General features: G+C 72.2%; 20 protein-coding genes. 10 read left to right on the forward strand and 10 right to left on the reverse strand.

Annotated elements, in window-relative coordinates:
• Positions 1-310 precede the first annotated feature (310 nt).
• From AC5WAM_RS25110 to AC5WAM_RS25125, 4 genes are all read left to right on the forward strand, one after another.
• Entirely contained in the window at positions 311-1,798 is a 1,488-nt protein-coding gene (locus tag AC5WAM_RS25110) for an MFS transporter (RefSeq protein WP_495518876.1), read from the forward strand.
• 131 nt (positions 1,799-1,929) lie between these two features.
• Positions 1,930-3,723, forward strand: coding sequence for a DEAD/DEAH box helicase (locus AC5WAM_RS25115; RefSeq protein WP_366794468.1), 1,794 nt, complete (start codon positions 1,930-1,932; stop codon positions 3,721-3,723).
• 379 nt (positions 3,724-4,102) lie between these two features.
• Positions 4,103-4,744: an IclR family transcriptional regulator gene (locus AC5WAM_RS25120; RefSeq protein WP_030680755.1), complete on the forward strand. Its 642-nt coding sequence runs from the start codon at positions 4,103-4,105 to the stop codon at positions 4,742-4,744.
• Between the two features lie 93 nt (positions 4,745-4,837).
• Complete coding sequence (locus AC5WAM_RS25125) at positions 4,838-5,647, forward strand: S16 family serine protease (RefSeq protein ID WP_495518877.1); 810 nt, start codon at positions 4,838-4,840, stop codon at positions 5,645-5,647.
• Between the two features lie 154 nt (positions 5,648-5,801).
• Here AC5WAM_RS25125 and AC5WAM_RS25130 read toward each other — a convergent pair whose 3' ends face one another.
• The 6 genes from AC5WAM_RS25130 to AC5WAM_RS25155 form a co-directional block, all read right to left on the reverse strand.
• Positions 5,802-6,398, reverse strand: a complete 597-nt coding sequence (locus AC5WAM_RS25130) for an ArsR/SmtB family transcription factor (RefSeq protein WP_366794470.1) — start codon at positions 6,396-6,398, stop codon at positions 5,802-5,804.
• Between the two features lie 131 nt (positions 6,399-6,529).
• Positions 6,530-7,504 (reverse strand): glycine betaine ABC transporter substrate-binding protein, encoded by a 975-nt coding sequence (locus AC5WAM_RS25135; protein ID WP_366794471.1) that lies wholly within the window; start codon positions 7,502-7,504, stop codon positions 6,530-6,532.
• Positions 7,501-8,391: an ABC transporter permease gene (locus AC5WAM_RS25140; RefSeq protein WP_495523651.1), complete on the reverse strand. Its 891-nt coding sequence runs from the start codon at positions 8,389-8,391 to the stop codon at positions 7,501-7,503. Before AC5WAM_RS25140 ends, AC5WAM_RS25135 begins: the two co-directional genes overlap by 4 nt.
• A gap of 5 nt (positions 8,392-8,396) precedes the next feature.
• Complete coding sequence (locus AC5WAM_RS25145; RefSeq protein ID WP_366794481.1) at positions 8,397-9,608, reverse strand: betaine/proline/choline family ABC transporter ATP-binding protein; 1,212 nt, start codon at positions 9,606-9,608, stop codon at positions 8,397-8,399.
• Positions 9,609-9,735: 127 nt separating this feature from the next.
• A complete protein-coding gene (locus AC5WAM_RS25150; protein WP_030680772.1) occupies positions 9,736-10,383 on the reverse strand; it encodes an ABC transporter permease in 648 nt (215 codons plus the stop codon).
• Positions 10,384-10,498: 115 nt separating this feature from the next.
• Positions 10,499-10,966: an Lrp/AsnC family transcriptional regulator gene (locus tag AC5WAM_RS25155; protein ID WP_138959968.1), complete on the reverse strand. Its 468-nt coding sequence runs from the start codon at positions 10,964-10,966 to the stop codon at positions 10,499-10,501.
• Between the two features lie 121 nt (positions 10,967-11,087).
• Here AC5WAM_RS25155 and hppD point away from each other — a divergent pair, with 121 nt between their 5' ends.
• Complete coding sequence (gene hppD / locus AC5WAM_RS25160) at positions 11,088-12,233, forward strand: 4-hydroxyphenylpyruvate dioxygenase (protein WP_138959967.1); 1,146 nt, start codon at positions 11,088-11,090, stop codon at positions 12,231-12,233.
• A gap of 70 nt (positions 12,234-12,303) precedes the next feature.
• Here hppD and AC5WAM_RS25165 read toward each other — a convergent pair whose 3' ends face one another.
• Positions 12,304-13,863: a tetratricopeptide repeat protein gene (locus AC5WAM_RS25165; RefSeq protein WP_495518878.1), complete on the reverse strand. Its 1,560-nt coding sequence runs from the start codon at positions 13,861-13,863 to the stop codon at positions 12,304-12,306.
• Positions 13,864-13,960: 97 nt separating this feature from the next.
• Here AC5WAM_RS25165 and AC5WAM_RS25170 point away from each other — a divergent pair, with 97 nt between their 5' ends.
• Positions 13,961-15,331 (forward strand): FAD-binding oxidoreductase, encoded by a 1,371-nt coding sequence (locus AC5WAM_RS25170; protein WP_366794473.1) that lies wholly within the window; start codon positions 13,961-13,963, stop codon positions 15,329-15,331.
• A 52-nt stretch (positions 15,332-15,383) separates the two neighbouring features.
• On the opposite strand, the gene AC5WAM_RS25175 is transcribed toward AC5WAM_RS25170, so the two are convergent.
• Positions 15,384-15,863: an SsgA family sporulation/cell division regulator gene (locus tag AC5WAM_RS25175; RefSeq protein WP_030680789.1), complete on the reverse strand. Its 480-nt coding sequence runs from the start codon at positions 15,861-15,863 to the stop codon at positions 15,384-15,386.
• A 293-nt stretch (positions 15,864-16,156) separates the two neighbouring features.
• Here AC5WAM_RS25175 and AC5WAM_RS25180 point away from each other — a divergent pair, with 293 nt between their 5' ends.
• Together AC5WAM_RS25180 and AC5WAM_RS25185 are read left to right on the forward strand one after the other, a co-directional pair.
• Positions 16,157-17,587 (forward strand): RDD family protein, encoded by a 1,431-nt coding sequence (locus AC5WAM_RS25180; protein ID WP_495518879.1) that lies wholly within the window; start codon positions 16,157-16,159, stop codon positions 17,585-17,587.
• Between the two features lie 163 nt (positions 17,588-17,750).
• Positions 17,751-18,437, forward strand: coding sequence for an RDD family protein (locus AC5WAM_RS25185; protein WP_495518880.1), 687 nt, complete (start codon positions 17,751-17,753; stop codon positions 18,435-18,437).
• Between the two features lie 134 nt (positions 18,438-18,571).
• Here the strand turns inward: AC5WAM_RS25185 and AC5WAM_RS25190 are convergent, their stop codons facing one another.
• Positions 18,572-18,889: a hypothetical protein gene (locus AC5WAM_RS25190; RefSeq protein WP_495518881.1), complete on the reverse strand. Its 318-nt coding sequence runs from the start codon at positions 18,887-18,889 to the stop codon at positions 18,572-18,574.
• 531 nt (positions 18,890-19,420) lie between these two features.
• Here AC5WAM_RS25190 and AC5WAM_RS25195 point away from each other — a divergent pair.
• Both AC5WAM_RS25195 and AC5WAM_RS25200 read left to right on the forward strand, forming a co-directional pair.
• On the forward strand, positions 19,421-21,859 hold the full coding sequence (locus AC5WAM_RS25195; RefSeq protein ID WP_366794477.1) for an immune inhibitor A domain-containing protein: 2,439 nt from the start codon (positions 19,421-19,423) through the stop codon (positions 21,857-21,859).
• A gap of 135 nt (positions 21,860-21,994) precedes the next feature.
• Positions 21,995-22,318 carry a hypothetical protein gene (locus tag AC5WAM_RS25200; protein WP_366794478.1) on the forward strand — a complete coding sequence of 108 codons (324 nt, stop codon included), beginning with the start codon at positions 21,995-21,997 and terminating at the stop codon, positions 22,316-22,318.
• A gap of 223 nt (positions 22,319-22,541) precedes the next feature.
• Here the strand turns inward: AC5WAM_RS25200 and AC5WAM_RS25205 are convergent, their stop codons facing one another.
• Positions 22,542-23,126 carry an isochorismatase family protein gene (locus AC5WAM_RS25205; RefSeq protein WP_366795992.1) on the reverse strand — a complete coding sequence of 195 codons (585 nt, stop codon included), beginning with the start codon at positions 23,124-23,126 and terminating at the stop codon, positions 22,542-22,544.
• Between the last annotated feature and the right edge of the window lie 13 nt (positions 23,127-23,139).

Below are 23,139 nucleotides of genomic sequence, written 5' to 3' on the forward strand. Positions count from 1 at the left end.
TGGCCGGGGGGCCGGGGCGCGGATCCCTGGAGGGGCTGGGGCGCTGGCCTCCGGCGGAGCCTGGCGCACTGATCCCCAGCGGGGGCTGGGACGCTGACCCCTGGCGGAGCCCGGCGCGCGGAGCCCGGGCGGGGGCTGGCGCGCTGATCCCCAGCGGAGGCAGGGGCGCTGGCCTCCGGCGGCGCCCGGCGCGCTGCCTCCACCCCTGCGACCCCCGGGGAAGAGGCCGGGGGCGTACGACCAAGGGACCAGGCCCGGCCCGTCTCAAGGCAGGCGTCACGTGTCAGTGGTCGCTTCTACGCTGGCGGGCATGACCACCCACGACTCCCGCGAGACCTCCGGCGACACCGGTGTCGCCGCCGCGCAGGCCGCCCCGCAGGCGGCGCCCCACGAGGTGCCCGAGGGCGGCGTGCTCGCGAAACCGCATCGGGCGCTGAGCATCGGGATGGTCTCCGTCGTGCTGCTCATCGCCTTCGAGGCGACGGCCGTCGGCACGGCGATGCCGGTGGCGGCCCGCGAGCTCGACGGCGTTTCGCTGTACGCGTTCGGGTTCTCCGCGTACTTCACGACCAGCCTGTTCGGGATGGTCCTCGCCGGGCAGTGGGGAGACCGGCGCGGGCCGCTCGGCCCGCTGACCGCGGGCATGTCCGCGTTCGCGGCGGGCCTGCTCCTGTCCGGCACGGCGGGCGCGATGTGGCAGTTCATCCTGGGCCGCGCCGTGCAGGGCCTCGGCGGCGGCCTCGTCATCGTGTCCCTGTACGTGGTGGTGAGCAGGGCCTATCCGGAGCGGCTGCGCCCGGCGATCCTGGCGTCGTTCGCGGCGGCCTGGGTGGTGCCGTCGGTGGTCGGGCCCCTGGTGTCGGGCACGGTCACGGAGCACCTGGGCTGGCGGTGGGTGTTCATCGGCGTCCCGGTCCTGGTCACCGCGCCCCTCGCGCTCGCGCTGCCCGCGATACGCCGCGACGCCTCGGGCCCGCTGGACCCCGACGCCCCCGCCGAGCCCCTGGACCGCCGCCGCGTCCGCCTGGCCCTCGGCATCTCGCTCGGCGCGGGCCTGCTCCAGTACGCGGGACAGGACCTCCGCTGGCTGTCCCTGCTCCCTGCGGTGCTCGGCGCGGCCGTCCTGGTCCCGTCCGTGCTCGGCCTCCTCCCGCGCGGTACCTACCGGGCCGCGCGCGGCCTGCCCTCCGTGGTGCTGCTGCGGGGCGTGGCCGCCGGGTCCTTCGTCGCCGCCGAGTCGTTCGTGCCGCTGATGCTGGTCAGCGAGCGCGGCCTGTCGCCGACGCTCGCGGGCCTCTCGCTCGCGGCGGGCGGCGCGACCTGGGCCCTCGGCTCGTACGCGCAGTCGCGGCCGCGGATGGAGGCCCACCGGGAGAAGCTGGTGGTCGTCGGCATGGTGCTGGTCGCCGCGGCCATCGCCACCGCGCCCAGCGTGCTGATCGACGCCGTGCCGGTGTGGACCGTCGCGGTCGCCTGGGGCGTCGGCTGCCTCGGCATGGGCATGGTCATCGCCTCGACCAGCGTGCTGCTGCTCCGCCTGTCGCCCCCGGAGGACGCGGGGACGAACTCCGCCTCGCTCCAGATATCCGACGGCCTGTCCAACGCCCTCCTCCTCGCCGCGGGCGGCGCCGCCTTCGCCGCGCTCGGCGGCGGCATGATCGGCGCCCACGGCGCGGGCACCGGGGCCGCGGGCTCGCACCCGGGCGCCTTCACCGCGGTGTTCCTGCCGATGGCGGCCGTGGCCCTCGCCGGAGCGTGGCTCGGCACCCGGCTGCGGGGGCCCGCGGCGAAGGCCTGACACCCCCGGCGGAGGGGTGTGAACCGCGTCGCACCCCGGGGCGGACCCGAGCGTCAGCCCCGGAGTGCGGTCATCCCACCGGTAGGGTGGCCCGGTTGTCGTACGTACCCCCAGCGTCAAAAACGGAGACCGTGACTACCACCGCCGCCTCCAACCACCACCTCTCGCCCGCCTTCCCGGGGCGCGCTCCCTGGGGAACTGCCAGCAAGCTGCGCGCCTGGCAGCAGGGGGCGATGGAGAAGTACATCCAGGAGCAGCCGCGCGACTTCCTCGCGGTGGCGACGCCCGGCGCCGGCAAGACCACGTTCGCGCTGACGCTCGCGTCCTGGCTGCTGCACCACCACGTGGTGCAGCAGGTCACCGTGGTCGCCCCCACCGAGCACCTGAAGAAGCAGTGGGCCGAGGCCGCGGCCCGCATAGGCATCAAGCTGGACCCGGAGTACAGCGCGGGCCCGCTCAGCAGGGAGTACCACGGCGTCGCCGTGACGTACGCGGGCGTCGGCGTGCGGCCCATGCTGCACCGCAACCGCTCGGAGCAGCGCAAGACCCTCGTCATCCTCGACGAGATCCACCACGCCGGCGACTCCAAGTCCTGGGGCGAGGCCTGCCTGGAGGCCTTCGAGCCCGCGACCCGGCGCCTGGCGCTCACCGGCACGCCCTTCCGCTCCGACACCAACCCCATCCCCTTCGTCACGTACGAGGAGGGGAACGACGGCATCCGCAGGTCCTCCGCCGACTACACGTACGGATACGGCAGCGCGCTCGGCGACGGCGTCGTGCGGCCCGTCATCTTCCTCTCCTACAGCGGCAACATGCGCTGGCGCACCAAGGCCGGTGACGAGATCGCCGCCCGGCTCGGCGAGCCGATGACCAAGGACGCGGTCTCGCAGGCCTGGCGCACCGCCCTCGACCCGCGCGGCGACTGGATGCCGAACGTGCTCCGGGCCGCCGACCGCCGCCTCACCGAGGTCCGCAAGGCCATCCCCGACGCGGGCGCCCTGGTGATCGCCTCCGACCAGGAGTCGGCGCGCGCGTACGCCAAGCTCATCCGCGAGATCACCGGGACGAAGGCCACGCTCGTGCTCTCCGACGACACCGGGGCCTCGCAGCGCATCGACGACTTCAGCGGCAGCGACGACCGCTGGATGGTCGCCGTCCGCATGGTGTCCGAGGGCGTCGACGTGCCCCGGCTCGCGGTCGGCGTGTACGCGACGACGATCTCGACCCCGCTGTTCTTCGCCCAGGCCGTGGGCCGCTTCGTGCGCTCCCGGCGGCGCGGCGAGACCGCGTCCGTCTTCCTGCCCACCGTCCCCGACCTGCTCGGCTTCGCCAACGAGATGGAGGTCGAGCGCGACCACGCCCTCGACAAGCCGAAGAAGCAGGGCGAGGACGAGGACCCGTACGCCGAGTCCGAGAAGGAGATGGACGAGGCGAACAAGCAGCAGGACGAGGACACCGGCGAGCAGGAGCAGTTCTCCTTCGAGGCCCTGGAGTCCGAGGCCGTCTTCGACCGGGTGCTCTACGACGGTGCCGAGTTCGGCATGCAGGCCCACCCCGGCAGCGAGGAGGAGCAGGACTACCTCGGCATCCCGGGCCTCCTGGAGCCCGACCAGGTGCAGCTCCTGCTCCAGAAGCGGCAGGCCCGCCAGATCGCCCACAGCAAGAAGAAGCCCGCCGAGGAGGCCGACCTCCTGGAGCTGCCCGCGGAGCGGCGGCCCGTGGTCTCCCACAAGGAGCTCCTCGAACTCCGCAAGCAGCTGAACACGATGGTCGGGGCGTACGTCCACCAGAGCGGGAAGCCGCACGGGGTGATCCACACGGAGCTGCGGCGCGTGTGCGGGGGGCCGCCGTCCGCGGAGGCCACCGCCGGGCAGCTGCGGCAGCGGATCGCCAAGGTGCAGGAGTGGGCCACGCGGATGCGGTAGCCCGCGCTGGGGTGGGGTTCCCCGTCTTTGTCCGCGGGGCGCACGTGGCTGGTCGCGCAGTTCCCCGCGCCCCTTTGGGGCGCTTCCCTGGAGGCGCGGTTTCGGACACGGGTCCGTGCGTCGTCACCGGAAGGTCGGGAAACGTGCGCAGTGCGTGCAGGCATTGTGCGTTCCGCATACACATGCGGGGGTGCGTATCGGGATGATCCGGACCGTCTTTCCGTTGCCTTGACCGGATTCTGGACGGAGTCTTCCGCTGAGCGGGACGCCCTCGCTACTGTCCCCGCTACACAACGCCCCGTGGCAGCGCCGCCCCGGAGCGCAGCCGGTGCCCGCCGCAGAGGGGGCCGTCGACCCTCACGACTAAGGAGTGGGCGTCGTGACCGCGGAGACATCTCAGACGCTCGACCGAGGACTGCGCGTCCTCAAGCTGCTCGCCGACACCGACCACGGCCTGACCGTCACCGAGCTGTCCAACAAGCTCGGCGTCAACCGGACCGTCGTGTACCGGCTCCTCGCCACCCTTGAGCAACACGCCCTCGTGCGCCGGGACTTGGGCGGCCGGGCCAGAGTGGGCCTCGGCGTCCTGCGGCTCGGCCGCCAGGTGCACCCGCTGGTGCGCGAGGCCGCGCTGCCCGCCCTGCGCTCCCTGGCCGAGGACATAGGGGCCACGGCCCACCTGACCCTGGTCGACGGCACGGAGGCGCTCGCCGTCGCCGTGGTCGAGCCGACGTGGACCGACTACCACGTGGCGTACCGGACCGGGTTCCGCCACCCCCTGGACCGGGGCGCCGCGGGCAAGGCCATCCTCGCCGCCCGGCAGGGGCACATCACCGACCCCGGGTACGCGCTCACCCACGGCGAACTGGAGGCCGGGGCCAGCGGCGCCGCCGCCCCCCTGGTCGGCGTGACCGGCCTGGAGGGCAGCGTGGGCGTGGTCATGCTCGCGGACTCGGTGCCGGAGCGGGTGGGCCCGCGGGTGGTGGACGCGGCCCGCGAGGTCGCCGAGGCGCTGCGCTGAGGCCGCGGCGGCGCGCCGTTGATCGCGGCCTCCGGCCTGGCTCGTCCTCAAGCGCCGGACGGGCTTGATTTCCACCTCGCGTAGATTGGGCACGTGCTGTCTCGTCTCGCTCAGCTGAGCCGCCCCAAGGTCCTCGCCATCGCCGCGACGCCCGTCGTCGCCCTGCTCGCGGTCGCCGCGTTCGCGCCCCTCCCGTTCGCGGTCGCGCAGCCCGGCGGCACCGCCGACGTGCTGGGGGAGTACGAGGGCAAGCCGGTGCTCACGATCTCCGGGGCGCCCACCCGGAAGACCGAGGGGCAGCTGCGGATGACGACGATCGTGGCGACGGGGCCGCGGATGACCGTGCGCCTCGGCGACGTGATCGACGGCTGGTTCCGCACGGACCGGGCCGTGATGCCCAAGGACTCGGTCTATCCGGACGGCGACGACGAGAAGAAGGTCGAGGAGCACAACCTCGGCGACATGCGCGAGTCGCAGGACGACGCCACGAAGGCGGCGCTGCGCCATCTGCGGGCCGACGGCGTGGACGGCACCGACAAGGTCAAGGTCAACGCCGACCTGGGCAAGATCGGCGGGCCGAGCGCCGGGCTCTTCCTCGCGCTCGGGATCATCGACAAGCTGGACGGGAACGGCAGCGGCGGCGATCTGACCGGCGGCCGCACGATCGCCGGAACCGGCACGATCAAGGCGAACGGCAAGGTCGGCGCCGTCGGCGGGGTCTCCCTGAAGACGCAGGCCGCGGCCCGTGACGGCGCCACCGTCTTCCTCGTGCCGAAGGCCGAGTGCTCGGACGCCGAGGCGGAGAAGCCGAAGGAGCTTCAGCTGGTCCCGGTCACCACGCTGTCCGGTACGGTCGACGCGCTGCGGGCCCTGCAGAAGGGCGAGAAGGTTCCGAGCTGCTGACCAGGCGCAGGCCCAACTCGACCATGGTCCAACCCAGTTGGCTGCGGATCGGGGGCCTGGCCGGTCTGCGGGCGGGGGCCTCGCGGCGCAGCTCGGCGGCACGGGTCTCGTGCAGGAACAGATGGATCTCGGGGTGCACGGCGGGGTGCTCCTCTCAGGTGTCGGCCCCGGATTTCGTCGGGAACGCGTGCAGGTGGATGCGGACGCGGGCCGCGTCCGGAGCGTCCTCGTCGGGGGACAGCTTCCGGTAGCTCTCGATGAGTTCGTGGACCTTGCGGCCGAGCTCCGCGTTCTGCGCCGGGGTGAGGTGCAGCGTGAAGTCGCTCATGTCCGACGACTCGACCCACTCCTTGGACCAGTCGCCCTCGGTGCCGAGCCAGGTGGCCAGCTCCTGGGCGTGGTGCGTCGCGGCCTCGTGCAGATAGGCGTTGAGCGCGCCGCGCACTTCCGGGGTCGGGTCGGTGCGCAGCTGGTCGTCGAGGTACGTGCCCTGGTGGACGGAGCGCCACCAGCGCTCCCTGCCCTTGCCGCGCTCCGGGTCGTCCTCCGCGAAGCCGTACTCCGCGAGCTGGCGCAGGTGATAGCTCGTGGCGCCGCTCGACTCGCCCAGGCGGGCGGCGAGTTGGGACGCCGTGGCCGGGCCGTCGAACCTCAGTGAGGTGAGCAGCCGCATCCGCAGCGGATGGGCGAGGCCGCGCAGCGAGCGCGCGTCGAGGTGATGGATCTTCCGAGGCTTCGGGTCCTGCGTCATGGCCCTCAGCGTACGCATGCAAAGACTCCGTTGCAACGCTTTCTTTGCAAGGGAGTCTTTGCATGGCCGGAACCCGGCGGGAGGCGCCCGGAGCCCCCGGGCCGCACCCCCCGGACCACTGCGCCCCCGGGCTACTCCTTCACGAAGCCCTGCTCCACCATCCAGTCCTTCGCCACCTCGTGCGGATCCTCGCCGTCCACGTCGACCTTGGAGTTCAGCTCCTGCGCCACCTTGTTGTCGAGCTTCTTCGTGATGGGCGCGAGGACCTCTGCGATCTCCGGGTACTTCTTGAGGGTCTTGCTGTTGATCTCGGGAGCCGCGTTGTAGTTGGGGAAGAAGTGGCGGTCGTCCGCCATCGGCGTCAGGTTCATGGCCTTGATGCGGCCGTCCGTCGTGAAGACCTCGCCGTACGTGCAGGTGCCCTTCCGGGCCTGGGTGTAGATGATCCCGGTGTCCATCTGCGTGATGTTCCCGGCCGGGAGCTTCATGCCGTACGCCTTCTGCATGCCGGGCAGGCCGTCCGCGCGGTTGGCGAACTCGCCCTCCACGCACACCGTGACGGCCTTGGGATCCCGCTTCGCCAGGGCGGCGACGTCGGAGAGCGTCTTCGTGCCGTACTTCTTGAAGTTGGACTCGTTCATGGCGAGGGCGTAGGTGTTGTTGAGCGCGGCGGGCGGCAGCCAGGTCAGGCCGTTCTTCGCGTCGGCCTCACGGACCACCTCCCACTGCTGCTGCGGGTCGGTGACGGGCTTGGCGTTGCCGAGGTAGGTGATCCACGCGGTGCCCGTGTACTCGTACATGGCGTCCGCGTCCCCGCCCTTGACCGCCTCCCGCGCGCCGATCGAGCCCTGGATCCCGGTGCGGTCCAGGACGTCCGCGCCCGCCGCCTGGAAGGCGATCCCCATGATCGCGCCGAGGACCAGCTGCTCGGTGAACTCCTTCGAGGTGACCGTGAGGTCGGCGCCCTTCAGGGGCTGACCCTTGCCGACGATGCCGGGCTTCACGTCGTCCACCATCGGCGAGCCGCTGGTCAGACCGCAGCCGCCCGCGGCCAGGAGGACCCCGGCCACCGCCCCCCACGCCTTCGTACGCGCCGCGCACCTCATGAGCGCACCTCCAGACCGCGCGGGCTGAGGACGACTTCGGCGAGCGAGGCCAGCCAGTCCACGAGCAGGGCGAGCACCACCGTCAGGATCGAGCCGAGCATCAGGACCGGCATGCGCTGGTTGGTGATGCCCGTGGTGATCAGGACGCCCAGGCCCCCGCCGCCGCCGAAGGTCGCGAGCGTCGCCGTGCCCACGTTCAGGACGAGCGCGGTGCGCACGCCCGCGAGGATCAGCGGGACGGCCAGCGGGAGTTCGACCCGGGCGAGCACGCCGAGCGGGGACATGCCGATGCCCCGCGCGGCTTCGAGGAGGGTGGGGTCGTTCGCCTTGAGGCCCGCGATCGTGTTGGAGAGCACCGGCAGGACGGCGTAGATGATGATGCCGGTCAGGGCCGCCTTCTCACCGATGCCCAGCCAGATCACCAGCAGGGCGAGCAGGCCGATCGCGGGCGTCGCCTGGCCCGTGTTCGCCAGGGCCATGGCCACCGGCGCGCCCTTGCGGAAGCGGCGCCGCGTCAGCAGGATCCCCAGCGGGATCGCGATGATCAGCACGAAGAAGGTGGAGATCGCCGTCAGCTCGACGTGCTGCCGCAGGGCCTTGCCCACCTGGCCGTTGGACAGCGCGTTCTTGGAGATCTCGTCCAGGTCGGCCTGCTCGAACCAGATCCAGGTGGCGATCAGGACCGCCGCCAGGAGCGCGGGCAGGAACGTCAGCTTCTGCCAGGTCACCCGGCGCGGCTCGCGCGCCACCGGGGTCGCGGGCGCCTCCGGCCCGGCCCCGCCGTCGTCGCGGAAGGCCAGGCCCTTGACCTCGTGCTCGCCGCGCGGGCGCGACGCCTCCCGGGCGGCGTGCTTGCGCTCGGGGACGCGCGGCTCGTTGCCGGACACCGGACTCAACGCTTCACCTCCCCGCCGCCGTCGCCTTCCTGCTCCTTCTGCGTCAACTGGGCGCGCTGCTCCTCCAGTTCGTGCTGGTGCTCCAGGGCGTCGAGACGGTCGGCCTCCAGCATCTCGTGCACGGAGTTCATCAGCGTCTCCATGTCGACGACGCCCGTGTACTCGCCGCGCCGCCCGGTCACGGCGACCCGGCCCGCGTTGTCGGTGAGCACCGCCTCCAGGGCGTCGCGGAGCGTGGCGTCCCGGGTCACCGTGTCGTGCACGAGGGTGCCGGCGCGGGCCAGGGAGCCCCTGGCCCGCATCAGGTCGCCGCGTCTGAGCCACTTGTAGGGGCGGCCGCGCTTGTCGAGCAGGAGCAGTTCGTTGGTGCCGCTCGCGCGCAGCTTGTCGAAGATGTCCTGGAGCGGGTCGTCGACCGTCACCGTCGGCACGTCGGCCATCTCCACGTCCCGTACGCGCGTCAGGTTCAGCCGCTTCAGGGCCGCGCCCGCGCCGACGAAGCCCGACACGAAGTCGTCGGCCGGATTGGTGAGGATCGCCTCGGGGGTGTCGAACTGCGCGATGTGCGAGCGCTCGCGGAGCACGGCGATGCGGTCGCCCAGCTTGATGGCCTCGTCGAAGTCGTGCGTGACGAAGACGATCGTCTTGTGCAGCTCGTGCTGGAGCCGGATCAGCTCGTCCTGGAGGTGGTCGCGGGTGATCGGGTCGACCGCGCCGAACGGCTCGTCCATGAGGAGCACGGGCGGATCGGCCGCGAGCGCGCGGGCCACGCCCACGCGCTGCTGCTGGCCGCCGGAGAGCTGGCGCGGATAGCGGCCGTGGAACTCGGCCGGGTCGAGCCCGACCAGGTCCAGCATCTCCTCCACCCGCGCCTTGATCCTGGCCTTGCCCCAGCCCACCATCTTCGGGACGAGCGCGATGTTCTGAGCGACCGTCATGTGCGGGAAGAGGCCGGAGGACTGGATGGCGTAGCCGACCTTGCGGCGCAGCTTCACCGGGTCGATGTCGGTGACGTCCTCGCCGTTGATGCGGATGCGGCCGCTGGTCGGCTCGATCAGGCGGTTGATCATCTTCAGCGTGGTCGACTTGCCGCAGCCCGAGGGGCCGACGAAGATCACGATCTCGCCCGCCTTGATCTCCATGTTCACGCTGTCCACGGCCGGTTCGGAGCTCCCGGGGTAGCGCTTGGTGAGGCTCTCCAGCTCGATCGTCGCGCCGGTGGTGGCGGACGCCCCGGCCGCGGCGGTGGCGGGCGAGGTGGCGGTGGAGCCCGCCTGGTCGGCGGTGGAGCCCGCCGCGCCGGGCGCGGGCGACGGGACGGGCCTCTCCGGAGTCTCAGACACGGATCCCCCTCGGAATCGTCAGACGGCCGATCAGGACGTAGGCGGCGTCGAAGAGCAGCGCCAGGACGATGATCCCGAGCGTGCCCGCGAGCACTTGGTTGAGCGCGTTCTTGCTGCCGAGCGAGGCGATGCCGCGGAAGATCTCGTTGCCGAGCCCGGGCCCGGAGGCGTAGGCGGCGATCGCGGCGATGCCCATCAGCATCTGCGTGGAGACCCGGATGCCGGTCAGGATCGGCGGCCACGCCAGCGGCAGCTCGATGCGCACGAGCCGGTGCAGGCGGGACATGCCGATGCCCTTCGCGGCGTCCACCAGGGTGGGGTCGACGCCGCGCAGCCCCACGATGGAGTTGCGCACGATCGGCAGCAGGCCGTACAGCGTCAGGGCCGTCACCGTCGGCGCGACGCCGAGGCCCACGACCGGGATCAGCAGACCGATCATGGCGAGCGACGGGATGGTCAGGATCGTGGAGGTCGCGGTCGTGGCGAGGTTGCCCGCCCACTCGCTGCGGTAGGTCACCACACCGATCAGCACGCCGATGACCGTGGCCACCACCATGCACTGGAAGACCGCGCTGGCGTGCTGGTACGCGTCCATCAGCAACTGCTGGTGCCGGTTGCCGAGGTAGTCCCAGAAGTTCACCGTGCCGCTCACCTCGCGGGGTGCGCCAGACGGCGCGGGGAGTCTCCCCGCGCCCGCGTGCGTCGTACGGGTGGATCGCCCTAGTCCCTACCCACGCCCCACGTCGCCCGTGCCGTCAGCCGCCGGACGCCTGCTCCACCAGCGGGATGATCCGCAGCGGAACGGGGTTCTCCATGACGATCGCCGTGGAGGCCCGGACGATGCCATCAAAACCCACCACCCGGTCGATCACACGTTGGAGATCCGCGTTGGAGCGGGCCACCAGACGGCACAGCATGTCGCCGTGCCCGGTGATGGTGTGCAGTTCGAGGACCTCCGCCACGCCCGCCAAGTGCGCCCGCACGTCGGCGCCCTGGCCCTGTTTGATCTCCAGGGTCGCGAACGCCGTGACCGGGTAGCCGAGCGCCGCCGGGTCCACCTCCGGGCCGAAGCCGCGGATGACTCCGTTCGACTGAAGCCGGTCCATGCGGGCCTGCACCGTGCCGCGCGCGACGCCGAGCCTGCGGGACGCCTCCAGGACGCCGATCCGCGGCTCGCGCGCGAGCAGCACGATGAGCCTGCCGTCCAGATGATCGATCGCCATGCCGCCTCCGAAGTGGTCATGATGTACAGAACGCCCGGCGTACCTCGGCGCTCGCTGCGCACATTGCCCAGCGAATACGCGAACTATTGCGCATCTTGCGGTTCGGCGGGAGCCTCGGAGTATGACTCAGACCACACACACCACGCCCGAAACCGCGCGCGAGGCCGACCCCTTCCCGGTCAAGGGAATGGACGCGGTCGTCTTCGCCGTGGGCAACGCCAAGCAGGCCGCTCACTACTACTCCACGGCGTTCGGCATGAAGCTCGTGGCCTACTCCGGACCGGAGAACGGCAGCCGCGAGACCGCCAGTTACGTCCTGGAGAACGGCGCCGCGCGGTTCGTCTTCACCTCCGTCATCAAGCCCTCCACCGAGCGCGGCACCTTCCTCGCCGAGCACGTGGCCGCGCACGGCGACGGCGTCGTCGACCTCGCCATCGAGGTGCCGGACGCGCGCGCCGCGTACGCGTACGCCGTCGAGCACGGCGCGCGCGGCATCGACGAGCCGTACGAGGTCAAGGACGAGAACGGCACGGTGGTCCTCGCGGCCATCGCGACGTACGGCAAGACCCGCCACACCCTGGTCGAGCGCAAGGGCTACGACGGTCCGTACCTGCCCGGCTTCGTGGCCGCGTCGCCGATCGTCGAGCCGCCCGCCAAGCGGACGTTCCAGGCCATCGACCACTGTGTGGGCAACGTCGAGCTCGGCAAGATGAACGAGTGGGTCGGCTTCTACAACAAGGTCATGGGCTTCACGAACATGAAGGAGTTCGTGGGCGACGACATCGCGACCGAGTACTCGGCGCTGATGTCGAAGGTGGTGGCCGACGGGACCCTGAAGGTGAAGTTCCCGATCAACGAGCCCGCCATCGCCAAGAAGAAGTCCCAGATCGACGAGTACTTGGAGTTCTACGGCGGCGCGGGCGTCCAGCACATCGCGCTCGCCACGAACGACATCGTCGCCACGGTGCGCACCATGCGCGCGGCGGGTGTGCAGTTCCTCGACACCCCCGACTCCTACTACGACACCCTGGGCGAGTGGGCCGGTGAGACCCGGGTGCCCGTGGAGACGCTGCGCGAGCTGAAGATCCTGGTCGACCGCGACGAGGACGGCTATCTGCTGCAGATCTTCACCAAGCCGGTCCAGGACCGGCCGACGGTCTTCTTCGAGATGATCGAGCGGCACGGCTCGATGGGCTTCGGCAAGGGCAACTTCAAGGCGCTGTTCGAAGCGATCGAGCGCGAGCAGGAGAAGCGCGGCAACCTCTAGCCGAGGCCCGCGCGCGCCGTGCCCACCTGCCCCGCGGGGCAGGTGGGCACGGCCTTGAGCACCGTGTGCGTCACCGTGCCGCCGCGGCCTTGCGGGGCGTGGGGAGCTTCGGGACCGGGGCCCCCGGCGGGGCGTAGACCTCGGCGGGGCCGCTCTCGGGCGGCTCGCCCAGGGCCTGGAGGGCGTCGCGCGCCGCCGCGGCGCCCAGCGGGGAGAAGTACGGGTTCACCCGCAGGGCCTCCGTGAGGTGCCGCCGCGCGGCCCCGTACCGCCCGAGCTCCCGCTCGATCTCCCCCCGGTGATAGGCGAACAGCGCACTGCGCGGCCCCTTCTTCATCGCCCGCTCCGCCAGCTTCAGGCCGGCCTCCGGGTCCCCGGCCCGGTGCAGCGCCCACCCCAGCGCGTCCGCGTTCTCCGGACTCCCGTGCCGCGCGAACTCCGCCCGCAGCCGCCCCACCGCGGCCTCGGCGTCCCCGTGGTCCGCCTCGAACAGCCCGAGCACCCGCTCGTCGTTCACGCCGCCGCGCCCGGCGTCCCGGACCCGCGCCCGCACCAGGTCGTACTGCGCCCGCGCGGCGGGCATCAGCTTCAAGGACTCGTACAACTCGCCCAGCTCCAGGGCGTACCGCGGCTCCGGCCACGTGGCGAGCGCGCTCCGGTAGGCCTGCAGCGCCTGCGAGGTGCGCCCGAGCGCGGCGAGGGCGCGCCCCTTCGCCGCGAGCGCGGGCGGCTGCCCCGGGTCGGCTGCGAGCGCCGCCTCGGCGTAGCGCAGCGCCTGCGCGGGCTCGCCCCGCTCCCAGGCCAGCTCCCCGACCCGGTGCAGCGCCGCGGCCCGCTCGGCGGGGGACTCGGCGAGCGCCGCCGCGTCGGCCAGCGCGGCCGCCGCGTCCTCGCGCCAGCCCCGGTCGCGGTAGACCGTCCCGGCCCTGGCCATGACGGGCGCGCCGGACCGCAGCTTCTGGAGCGCCGCGAGCGAACGGGCCACGCCCTTGGCGTCACCGAGGCCCCGGTAGGCGTCGATGAGCACCGGATAGGTCATCCACCGCTTCGGCGCGAGCCGCGCCGCCCGCTCGCCCCACGTCCGCGCCGCCCGGTAGTCGTGCCGCGCGCAGGCGAGCGCCGCGAGCCCGGCGAGGGCCTCCACGTTCCCCTCGGGCCGCGCCCGCAGGGAGGCGCGCAGCGCCTGCTCGGCCTTCGGGTAGGCCATGAAGTCCCCCGTCCGCGAGCCCTGTTCGACGTACGCCGAGCCGAGGACCGCCCACGACTGGTCGTCGCCGGGGTGCGCCCGCAGATGGGCCTCGCGCTCGCCGATGAGCACGGCCAGATCGGGCAGCGCGGCCGGGACCCCGGTGCCCGCGGCGGCCAGGGCGCGCCCGGCGGGCCCCGGCGCGGGCGGCGTGGCCCGCTCGCCCGAGCCGGGCACCAGCACGCACACGAGCACGCCGCCGAGCACGGCGGCGCCCGCCACGGCCCCGACTAGGGCCCGCCGCAGACCGCGCCCGCGCGGCCGCTCCTCGGCGATCCCGTCGAGCAGCCGGGCCACGGACCCGGCGGGGCCGAGCGCCGGGGCCCGTTCCGCGGCGGGGCTCGCGGCCCGCTCCCCGGCCGCGCCGGGCTTCTCGGTCTCCATGGCGCTCACTGTGCGTCAATACGAAGATCGCGTCGCGGCACGCGAAGGGCGTCGCACACGGGTTCACACCGATGGCCCCGGGTGCGAGGCTGTGATCATGAGCAGCGCCCTCATCGAAGCCCTCCGGGCGGGCCTTCCCGCCGACGCGGTCCTCACCGACCCGGACGTCACGTCCTCGTACGCGCACGACATGGCGAGCTTCTGCGCGGCGGGCAGCCCGGCCGCGGTCGTCCTGCCCCGCACCGTCGAGCAGGTCCAGCACGTCATGCGCACGGCCACCGAGCTGCGCGTGCCCGTCGTGCCGCAGGGCGCCCGCACGGGCCTGTCGGGCGGGGCCAACGCCAGCGACGGCTGCGTCGTGCTCTCGCTCGTGAAGATGGACCGCATCCTGGAGATCAACCCCGTGGACCGCGTGGCCGTCGTCGAGCCGGGCGTCGTCAACGCCGCCCTCTCGCGCGCGGTCGCCGCCCACGGCCTCGCCTACCCGCCCGACCCCTCCAGCTGGGAGACCTGCACTATCGGCGGGAACATCGGCACCGCGTCGGGCGGCCTGTGCTGTGTGAAGTACGGCGTGACGGCCGAGTACGTCCTCGGCCTCGACGTCGTCCTCGCCGACGGGCGCCTCCTGCGCACCGGCCGCCGCACCGCCAAGGGCGTCGCCGGATACGACCTGACCCGCCTGTTCGTCGGCTCCGAGGGCAGCCTCGGCATCGTCGTCCGGGCGATCCTCGCGCTCAAGCCGCAGCCGCCCCGGCAGCTCGTGCTCGCGGCCGAGTTCGGCTCGGCGGCCGCGGCCTGCGACGCCGTGTGCCGGATCATGGAGGGCGGTCATGTGCCGTCCCTCCTCGAACTGATGGACCGCACGACGATCCGGGCCGTCAACTCCCTCGCCCACATGGGCCTGCCGGAGACCACGGAGGCCCTGCTCCTGGCCGCCTTCGACACCCCGGACCCGGCCGCCGACCTCGCCGCCGTCGGCGCCCTGTGCGAGGCGGCGGGCGCCACCCAGGTCGTCCCCGCGGAGGACGCGGCCGAGTCCGAACTCCTGCTCCAGGCCCGCAGGCTGTCGCTCACCGCCCTCGAAGCGGTCAAGGGCACCACGATGATCGACGACGTGTGCGTGCCGCGCTCCCGGCTCGGCGACATGCTCGACGGCGTCGAGCGCATCGCGGACAAGTACGCCCTGACCATCGGCGTGTGCGCGCACGCGGGCGACGGCAACACCCACCCCACCGTCTGCTTCGACGCCGCCGACCCCGACGAGTCCCGGCGCGCCCGCGAGTCCTTCGACGAGATCATGGCCCTCGGCCTCGAACTCGGCGGCACCATCACCGGTGAGCACGGCGTCGGCGTCCTCAAGAAGGAGTGGCTGGCGCGCGAACTGGGACCCGTCGGCGTCGAGATGCAGCGTGCCGTCAAGGCCGCCTTCGACCCGCACCACCTCCTCAATCCGGGCAAGCTCTTCTGAGCGCCCTCGCTCTCACCCGCCTCCGTGGCGGGCTCCCCCGTGACGCTCGCGCTCACTCACCGTCCTTGGACTCGTCAGAGGGCCACGGGTCCCGCAGCCACAGCTCGTCGGCGCGGCCGGGGGTGGGGGCGAGCAGCTCGGCGAGGCCGTCGTCGATGCCGAGCCGCTCGGCCTCAGAGCCCGGAGGGACCACCCGCAGGGTGCGCTCCAGCCAGGCCGACACGGCGGGCGCCGGGGCCTCCAGGAGCGCGTCCCCGTCGGGGGAGCTCAGCGCCATCAGGACCACGGACTTGCCCTCGACCTTCGTCGGCCACACCCGCACGTCGCCGTGGCCGCACGGCCGGAACACCCCCTCCACGAGCAGCTCCCGGGCGAACGTCCAGTTCACGGGGTTCTCGGAGCCGATGTGAAAGGCGATGTGGACGGCGTACGGATCGTCGGTGCGGTAGCTGAGCCGGGCCGGCACGGGGATCGAGCGTTCCGGCGAGAGGACCAGTTTCAGCTCCAGCTCGCGTTCCACCACGGTGTGCATATCGCTCGCGCTTCCTTTCTCTGGTGACTGTTCCGCGCGGCCCCGGAACGGGCCCGCAGAGAGTCAGAGCGCGAGGAGCGCCGGGCATTACGCGACTTCGGGAAAGTTTTTCGGAGAACTTTCGAAGGGGTTCGTACGGGCCCCTTCCGCGCCCCCGTACGAGCCCTCCGTGCGAGGTCGGGGAGGAACCGTGCACGGAAGGGGGCGGTGCGGCGGGAGCCACCCGGCGGGGCACGCCGGTCTGATAGATGTGGAGCCGCACACGACCCCCGAGCAGATACGGGACGACGGACATGAGCGCCCCAACCCCGGCCCCCGGCGACGACAGGCCCCGCGAGGGCTACTACCCCGATCCGTCCATCCCCGGCTACGTCCGGTACTGGAACGGCGCCGCCTGGGTGCCCGGTACGAGCCGCCCGGCGCCGTCCGAGGGTGAGCCCCTGCCCGCCCCGCCGCGCTCGGCGGCGGCCGCGGTGCCCGTGCCCGCGCCGCCGGTCGAGGAGACAGGACCCGTCTTCTTCGACGAGGAGCCGGAGGGCGTCGCCCAGTCCGAGGAGCCGGGGCCCGACGCCGATCAGGAGCCCGCGTCGGCCTGGGGCGCGGACGCCGCCCGGCAGAGCGGGCTCGGCGGCGAGCAGGACCAGCGGGTGTCCTGGGGCGCGCCCGGCCAGCAGGACCCCAGGCTGCCGGCCGAGCCCGCGGCCCGCCCCGACCCGGCCGCGCCGGGCGCCGCCCAGGGCACCGCGAACCGCGTGCCCGCGCAGGGCCGCCCCGAGGACGCGGTCCAGGCCCCCGGCGTCAAGGCGGGCCCTCCGCAGCCCCCCTCCGGCGAGGGAACGGTCACCTTCCGCCGCCCCACCGGACCGGTGAAGCCCGGCGGCCCCGCCACGCCCGGCGCGTCCGGCGGCGCCGAGGGCACGATGGCGATCAGGGCGCTGCGCCCCAAGCCGGCACCGGGGTCCGCGCCGACTCCCGTGCCGTCCGCGCCCGCTGTGCCCGCCGCGCCCGCTGTGCCGTCCGTGCCTGCCGCGTCCGCCGCGTCCGCCGGGCCGTCCGTGCCGCAGCAGACCGGTGCCCCCGGCAGCGGGGGAGTGGTGACCCCCGGGCCCGGTGGCGGTGCCGCCTCCTGGGCGCAGCAGGTGCACCAGCTCGCCCAGCCGTCCGCAGCCCCGCAGGGCGACGGGCCCGTCGTGCCGTGGAAGCCGGTGGCCGCGGACCCGTTCGCGGCGGCGGCCCAGGCCGAGGCGCGGCCCGCCCCGCTCGGCAAGCGGCTGGTGGCGCGGCTCGTCGACACCGTCGTCCTCGCCGCCGTCACCGCGGGGGCCGCGCTGCCGCTCGGCACGCGGGCCGCGGACCACATCGACAGCAAGATCGACGCGGCGAAGCTGTCCGGCCAGAAGGTCACCGTCTGGCTGCTCGACGGCACCACCGCGGGCTACCTCGGCATCCTCCTCGGCGTGCTGCTGCTCTTCGGCGTCCTGTACGAGGCGCTGCCGACGGCCAAGTGGGGGCGGACGCTCGGCAAGAAGCTGTGCGGGATCCAGGTGCGGGGCATCGAGGGGCACGGGGCGCCGTCCTTCGGGGCGGCCCTGCGGCGCTGGCTCGTGTACGCCGTGCCGGGGATCCTGGTGGTGGGGGTGCTCGGCGTGCTGTGGTGCCTGTTCGACCGGCCGTGGCGCCAGTGCTGGCACGACAAGGCCGCGAAGACGTTCGTGGCGTCCTGACCGGGGCCGGCACGGAAGCGCCCCGCAGGGGCGCGGGGAACCGCGCGCTCAGCCACGACGCATCCGCGGTCGACCGAAGGCCCGTCGTGGCAGAACGGGAAGAGGTAACCCGGACAGCCGCTCAGCGCATGCAGGTCCCTTCACTTCGCGGTGCACTCACCCCATGAGCACCGAACCGCCGCCCTACCCCACAGGACCGGACCCCGACGACAACGATCCGTTCAGGAAGCAGCCGCCCCCGCCGGGCCCCGGCGGCGGATCTCCGTACGGGGCCCCGCCCCCGGGCGGTGGATCGCCCTACGACACCCCGCCCCCTGGCGGCGGCCCGGGCGGCCCGGGCGGCGGCGCCCCGCCCCCGCCCTACGGCGGTGACCCCTACGGCGCCCCCGACCCCCTCGCGGGCATGCCCCCGCTGGCGGACAGCGGCAAGCGCGTCCTCGCCCGCATCATCGACATGATCCTCGTCGGCATCGTCGTCTGGGCGCTCACGTGGCTGTTCGGCACGCACGAGTACGACCTGGACCCCGACAAGGTGGACGCGGGCAAGTCGTTCGGCCAGTCGCTCCTGGCCGCTGTGCTGTACATCGCCTACGACAGCTACTTCATCTCCAAGTCCGGCCGGACGCTGGGCAAGAAGTGGCTGAATCTGCGGGTGGCGAACCTCAACGACGGGGCCACGCCCACCCTCCAGTCGGCGCTCGCCCGCGCCGCGGTCCTGTGGATCCCGTTCGCGTTCTGCTGCGCGTGCATCTGGACGGCGATCTGCGGCGGCTGGAGCTTCTTCGACAAGCCGTACAAGCAGGGCCTGCACGACAAGGCGGCCAAGACCGTGGTGGTCAGCACGGGCTGACCCGCGCGGCGGACGGCGGCCGCGGGGCAGGTGGCAGCGGCGCCCGGGCGGAACGGGGCGCTGGTCGACCGGCGGGTTCGTGGAGGTGGTTCACGAGCCCGCCGGTTCTGTATGCGTATGTCCGTACAGAACCGTCAGGGACCGGCGGGTTCCCGTACGGAGGCGGAGGCGGCGGCCGCGCTGGCCCGCGAGGGCTCCCGCGCCGGCACGGGCGCGATGACCGTGCGCTGGGCGGGGACCTGGTGCTCCGCGGGAGCGGCGGTGGTCTTGGCGCGCCCCTGCTTGGGCAGCGGAACCGTTAGGGCGACGAGCAGTCCGAGCCCGAGCGCGGCAAGGGCTATGACGGCGATTCCTGGGGGTGAGGTCGCCTGCGACAGGAGCAGCATGGCGAGGGTGGAACAGATGACGGTCGCGGAACCATACGAGAGCTGTGCGACGGTCGGACGAGGCATGGGGCGAGGCATGGCGTGATCCGTCCTCGGGACAGCGGATGCGGGGGTGATCCTGGGGCTATGGGGGTTGTGGGTGGGGCATAGCGGAACGTATACGAATCGAAGGGGGCTTTTTGGCGTCGGCTTGGATGCCTTGCCGAGCACCCGCGCCTGCCGTTGATTTGGCGCTGTTCTCCAGGGTCTGGCTCTATTTGCCTGCATGCCCGACGCGACCACGCGGTAAGCGTGACCTTACCCACGGCGCCGGTGCACGGGGGGCGCATAGATTCATACGTTCCATCAACTGGACGGTCGCACGCGCCGGTTGACGATGCAATATGCCGCTCGGTCGTGCCGCCGCCACACACCGCGTGCGTCCGGATAGTGGACAAGTGCGTCTGCATAGAGCATTTGGCCTGTTCAAGTCAAGGTCTGTCTTTTCTCTTCACCCTCCGGTCGAATGTCGTCACTTATGACGCGCTTACCGCGCGCGGACCTCCTTGACCGGGACACCTCCGGATCCGCGGCGGGAGCGGGGGAGGAAACCAACAAGTGAGAGTCAAGAGACGGACGTTCCGCGCCGCGGCCGCCACGGTCGCGGTGGCCGCGGCCACCGCGACGTTCTCGGCGTACGGGGTGGCGGTCGCCGACGACGGCGCGAAGGCGCCCTCGGCCAAGGACGGACAGGCCGTTGACCGCCGCGATCCGGCGGATGCCAAGACGGGTGTCGACCACGACCTGGACGGCCCCTTCAGCAAGCAGCAGGCCCAGCAGCGCAAGGCGGCCCTCGAACAGGTCGTGTCGGGCGAGGCCGAGGTCACCAAGCGCGGCGGCTCCAACGTCGTCAAGCTCGACGACAAGAAGTACGTCGAGCTGGGCCGCGAGAAGACCGACAAGATCTTCACGATCCTGGTGGAGTTCGGGGACAAGGTGGACGACACCACCCTGTACGACCCCGACGGCCCCGACGGCCCGCAGCCGCCCGTCAAGAAGTACGGCGGCACGCCCGGACCGCAGCACAACAAGATAGCCAAGCCGGACCGTGCGAAGGACAACAGCACGGCCTGGCAAGCCGATTACAACCGCAAGCACTTCCAGGACCTGTACTTCGGCAAGGGCAAGGACAGCAAGGGCAAGACCAAGCACTCGCTGAAGACGTACTACGAGAAGACCTCCTCCGGGCGCTACTCGGTCGACGGCACGGTCTCCGACTGGGTCAAGGTCGACTACAACGAGGCCCGTTACGGCTCGAACTACTGCGGCGACAACAACTGCGCCAACGTCTGGGACGCGGTGCGCGACGGCGTCACGGCCTGGGAGAAGGACCAGAAGGCCAAGGGCCGTACGGACGCGCAGATCAAGGCGGACCTCGCGAAGTACGACCAGTGGGACCGCTACGACTTCGACAACGACGGCAACTTCAACGAGCCCGACGGCTACATCGACCACTTCCAGATCGTCCACGCCGGTGAGGACGAGTCCGCGGGCGGCGGCGCCGAGGGCCCCAACGCCCTGTGGGCGCACCGCTGGTACGCCTACGGCGACGACGCCGGCAAGACGGGCCCCGGGAACAACAAGGCGGGCGGCACCCAGATCGGCAAGTCCGGCATCTGGGTCGGTGACTACACGATGCAGCCGGAGAACGGCGGCCTCGGCGTCTTCGCCCACGAGTACGGCCACGACCTCGGCCTGCCGGACCTGTACGACACCACGGGCCCCGGCGCGGCCGGTGAGAACTCCGTCGGCTTCTGGTCGCTGATGTCGGCCGGCTCCTGGCTCGGCACCGCCAAGAACGCGATCGGCGACCTGCCCGGCGACATGACCTCCTGGGATAAGTTCCAGCTGGGCTGGCTCAACTACGCCAAGGCGAAGGCCGCGACGAAGTCCACGCACAAGCTGGGCGTGTCCGAGTACAACACCCGCAACAAGCAGGCGCTGCTCGTCACGCTGCCCAAGAAGTCGGTCACCACGACGGTCGTGAAGCCCACCGAGGGCGCGAACCAGTGGTGGAGCGGCCAGGACGACGACCTCAGGAACACCCTGACCCGGTCCGTCGACCTCACCGGCAAGTCGAAGGCCGAACTGTCCCTCGACGGCTGGTGGGACATCGAGCGGAACTACGACTACCTCTACACCGAGGTCTCGACGGACGGCGGCGCCAGCTTCACGCCCGTCGACGGCACCGCCGACGGCAAGCAGATCACCCGTGACGGCGGCGACAAGCCCGCGCTCACCGGCTCGTCGACGAAGTACCAGAAGCTCGTCTACCCGCTCGACGCCTACGCGGGCAAGAAGATCGACGTCCGCTTCCGCTACGCCACGGACGGCGGCAACGCGCTCAAGGGCTTCACCGCCGACCAGATCACGCTGACCGCGGACGGCGCCAAGCTGTTCACCGACGGCGCGGAGAACGGCGACAACGGCTGGAAGGTGAAGGGCTTCTCGCGCATCGGCGAGTCCTTCACGAAGAAGTACGAGCAGTACTACTTCGCCGAGAACCGCCAGTACGTGTCGTACGACAAGACCCTCAAGGCGGGTCCGTACAACTTCGGCTTCTCCACGACGCGTCCGGACTGGGTGGAGCACTACCCGTACCAGACCGGCCTGTTGGTCTGGCAGTGGGACACCTCCCAGAAGGACAACAACGTCAGCAAGCACCACGGCCAGGGTCTGATCCTGCCGGTGGACGCACACGCCAAGCCGCTGAAGTGGAAGGACGGCACGCTCCTGCGGAACAAGATCCAGCCGTACGACGCGCCGTTCTCGAAGTACCGCACCGACGCCTTCACGCTCCACAACGCGGACGTCGCGCTCCAGCTGAAGTCGCGCGCCGGGGTCTCGGCCTTCGACGACCACAAGGGCACCTACTGGTACCCGGAGAACCCCACGGGCAGCGTCAAGGTCACTGACACCAACACCAAGATCAAGATCGTGAAGCAGCCGAAGGACGGCTCCTCGATCACGGTCCAGGTGGGCCCCTCCGTGCGGTGATTTTGCATTCCCCCAGGTCAGAGGCGTATTTCTGACAGAACGGCCGTCGCCCCCTAGCGGGCGGCGGCCGTTCGTGTTTAGGTGCGTGCTGTGGATTCCTTATTGACGCGACGTCTCACGGGGGTGTGACACGGCATGGCCGCAGGAGGCTTCTGCAAGCTGCCGAACGGCAGTGTGGTGGTGGCGCTGACCCTGCCGAGCCCCGGCGCCCCGGCGGGCGGCGGTGCGCGGGTACGGGTGCTCGTGCACGCCGTGAACCGGGCACGGGCCCTGACCCGGCTGCGGAACCTCGGCCTGCGGGCGGTGTACCTCCGCGGCAACGCGGAGCCCCCCACCCCCGACGAGGTCACGGCCGTCCTGCACCACCCCGACGGCCTCATATGGCGCACGGCCCCCATGCAGGGCGCGCAGGAGCTGTGGCACCCGATCAGAGCCCTGCTGCGCCGGGCGGCGGCCTGATCCCGCGTGGGACGCCCCGGACCCGCCCCTTCCCGCTTCCTGGGGGCTCCGCCCCCAGACCCCCGCTCATCAAACGCCGGAGAGGCTGAAAACCCTGCCGCGACCGGCGACAGTTCCAGCCCGTCCGGCGTTTGAGGACGAGGCGCGAAGCGCCGAAAAGCGGGGGCACGGGGGCGGCAGCCCCCGGATCGGGAAGGGGCGGGTCAGGGGCGGCCCGCGCGGGTTACACCACCGGCTTGCCCGTCAGCTCGACGCCCGCGGCGCGGAGCTCCTCCAGGGCCCGCTCCGTCGTGGCCTCGGCGACGCCCGCCGTGAGGTCGAGCAGGACATGGGTCCGGAACCCCTCCCGCACGGCGTCGAGCGCCGTGGCCCGCACGCAGTGGTCCGTGGCGATCCCCACCACGTCCACCTCCCGCACCTGCCGCTCCCGCAGCCACCGCGCCAGCGGCACCCCGTTCTCGTCGGCCCCCTCGAAGCCGGAGTACGCCGCCGAGCGCTCCCCCTTGGAGAAGACGGCGTCGACGGCCCCGGAGGCCACGGCGGGCGCGAAGTTCGGGTGGAAGCCGACGCCCTCGGTCCCGGCCACGCAGTGCGGCGGCCAGGAGTCGACGTAGTCGGGCGCGGCGGAGAAGTGGCCGCCGGGGTCGATGTGGTGGTCGCGGGTGGCCACGACGTGGCGGTAGCAGGCGGGCGTCTGGCCGATGAGGTCGGTGATGGCGGCGGCCACGTCCGCGCCGCCCGCCACCGCCAGGCTGCCCCCCTCGCAGAAGTCGTTCTGTACGTCTACGACGATCAGGGCGCGGCGCATGGCGGGTGTCCTT

It is taken from the genome of Streptomyces sp. JLYT201 (genome assembly GCF_059448825.1).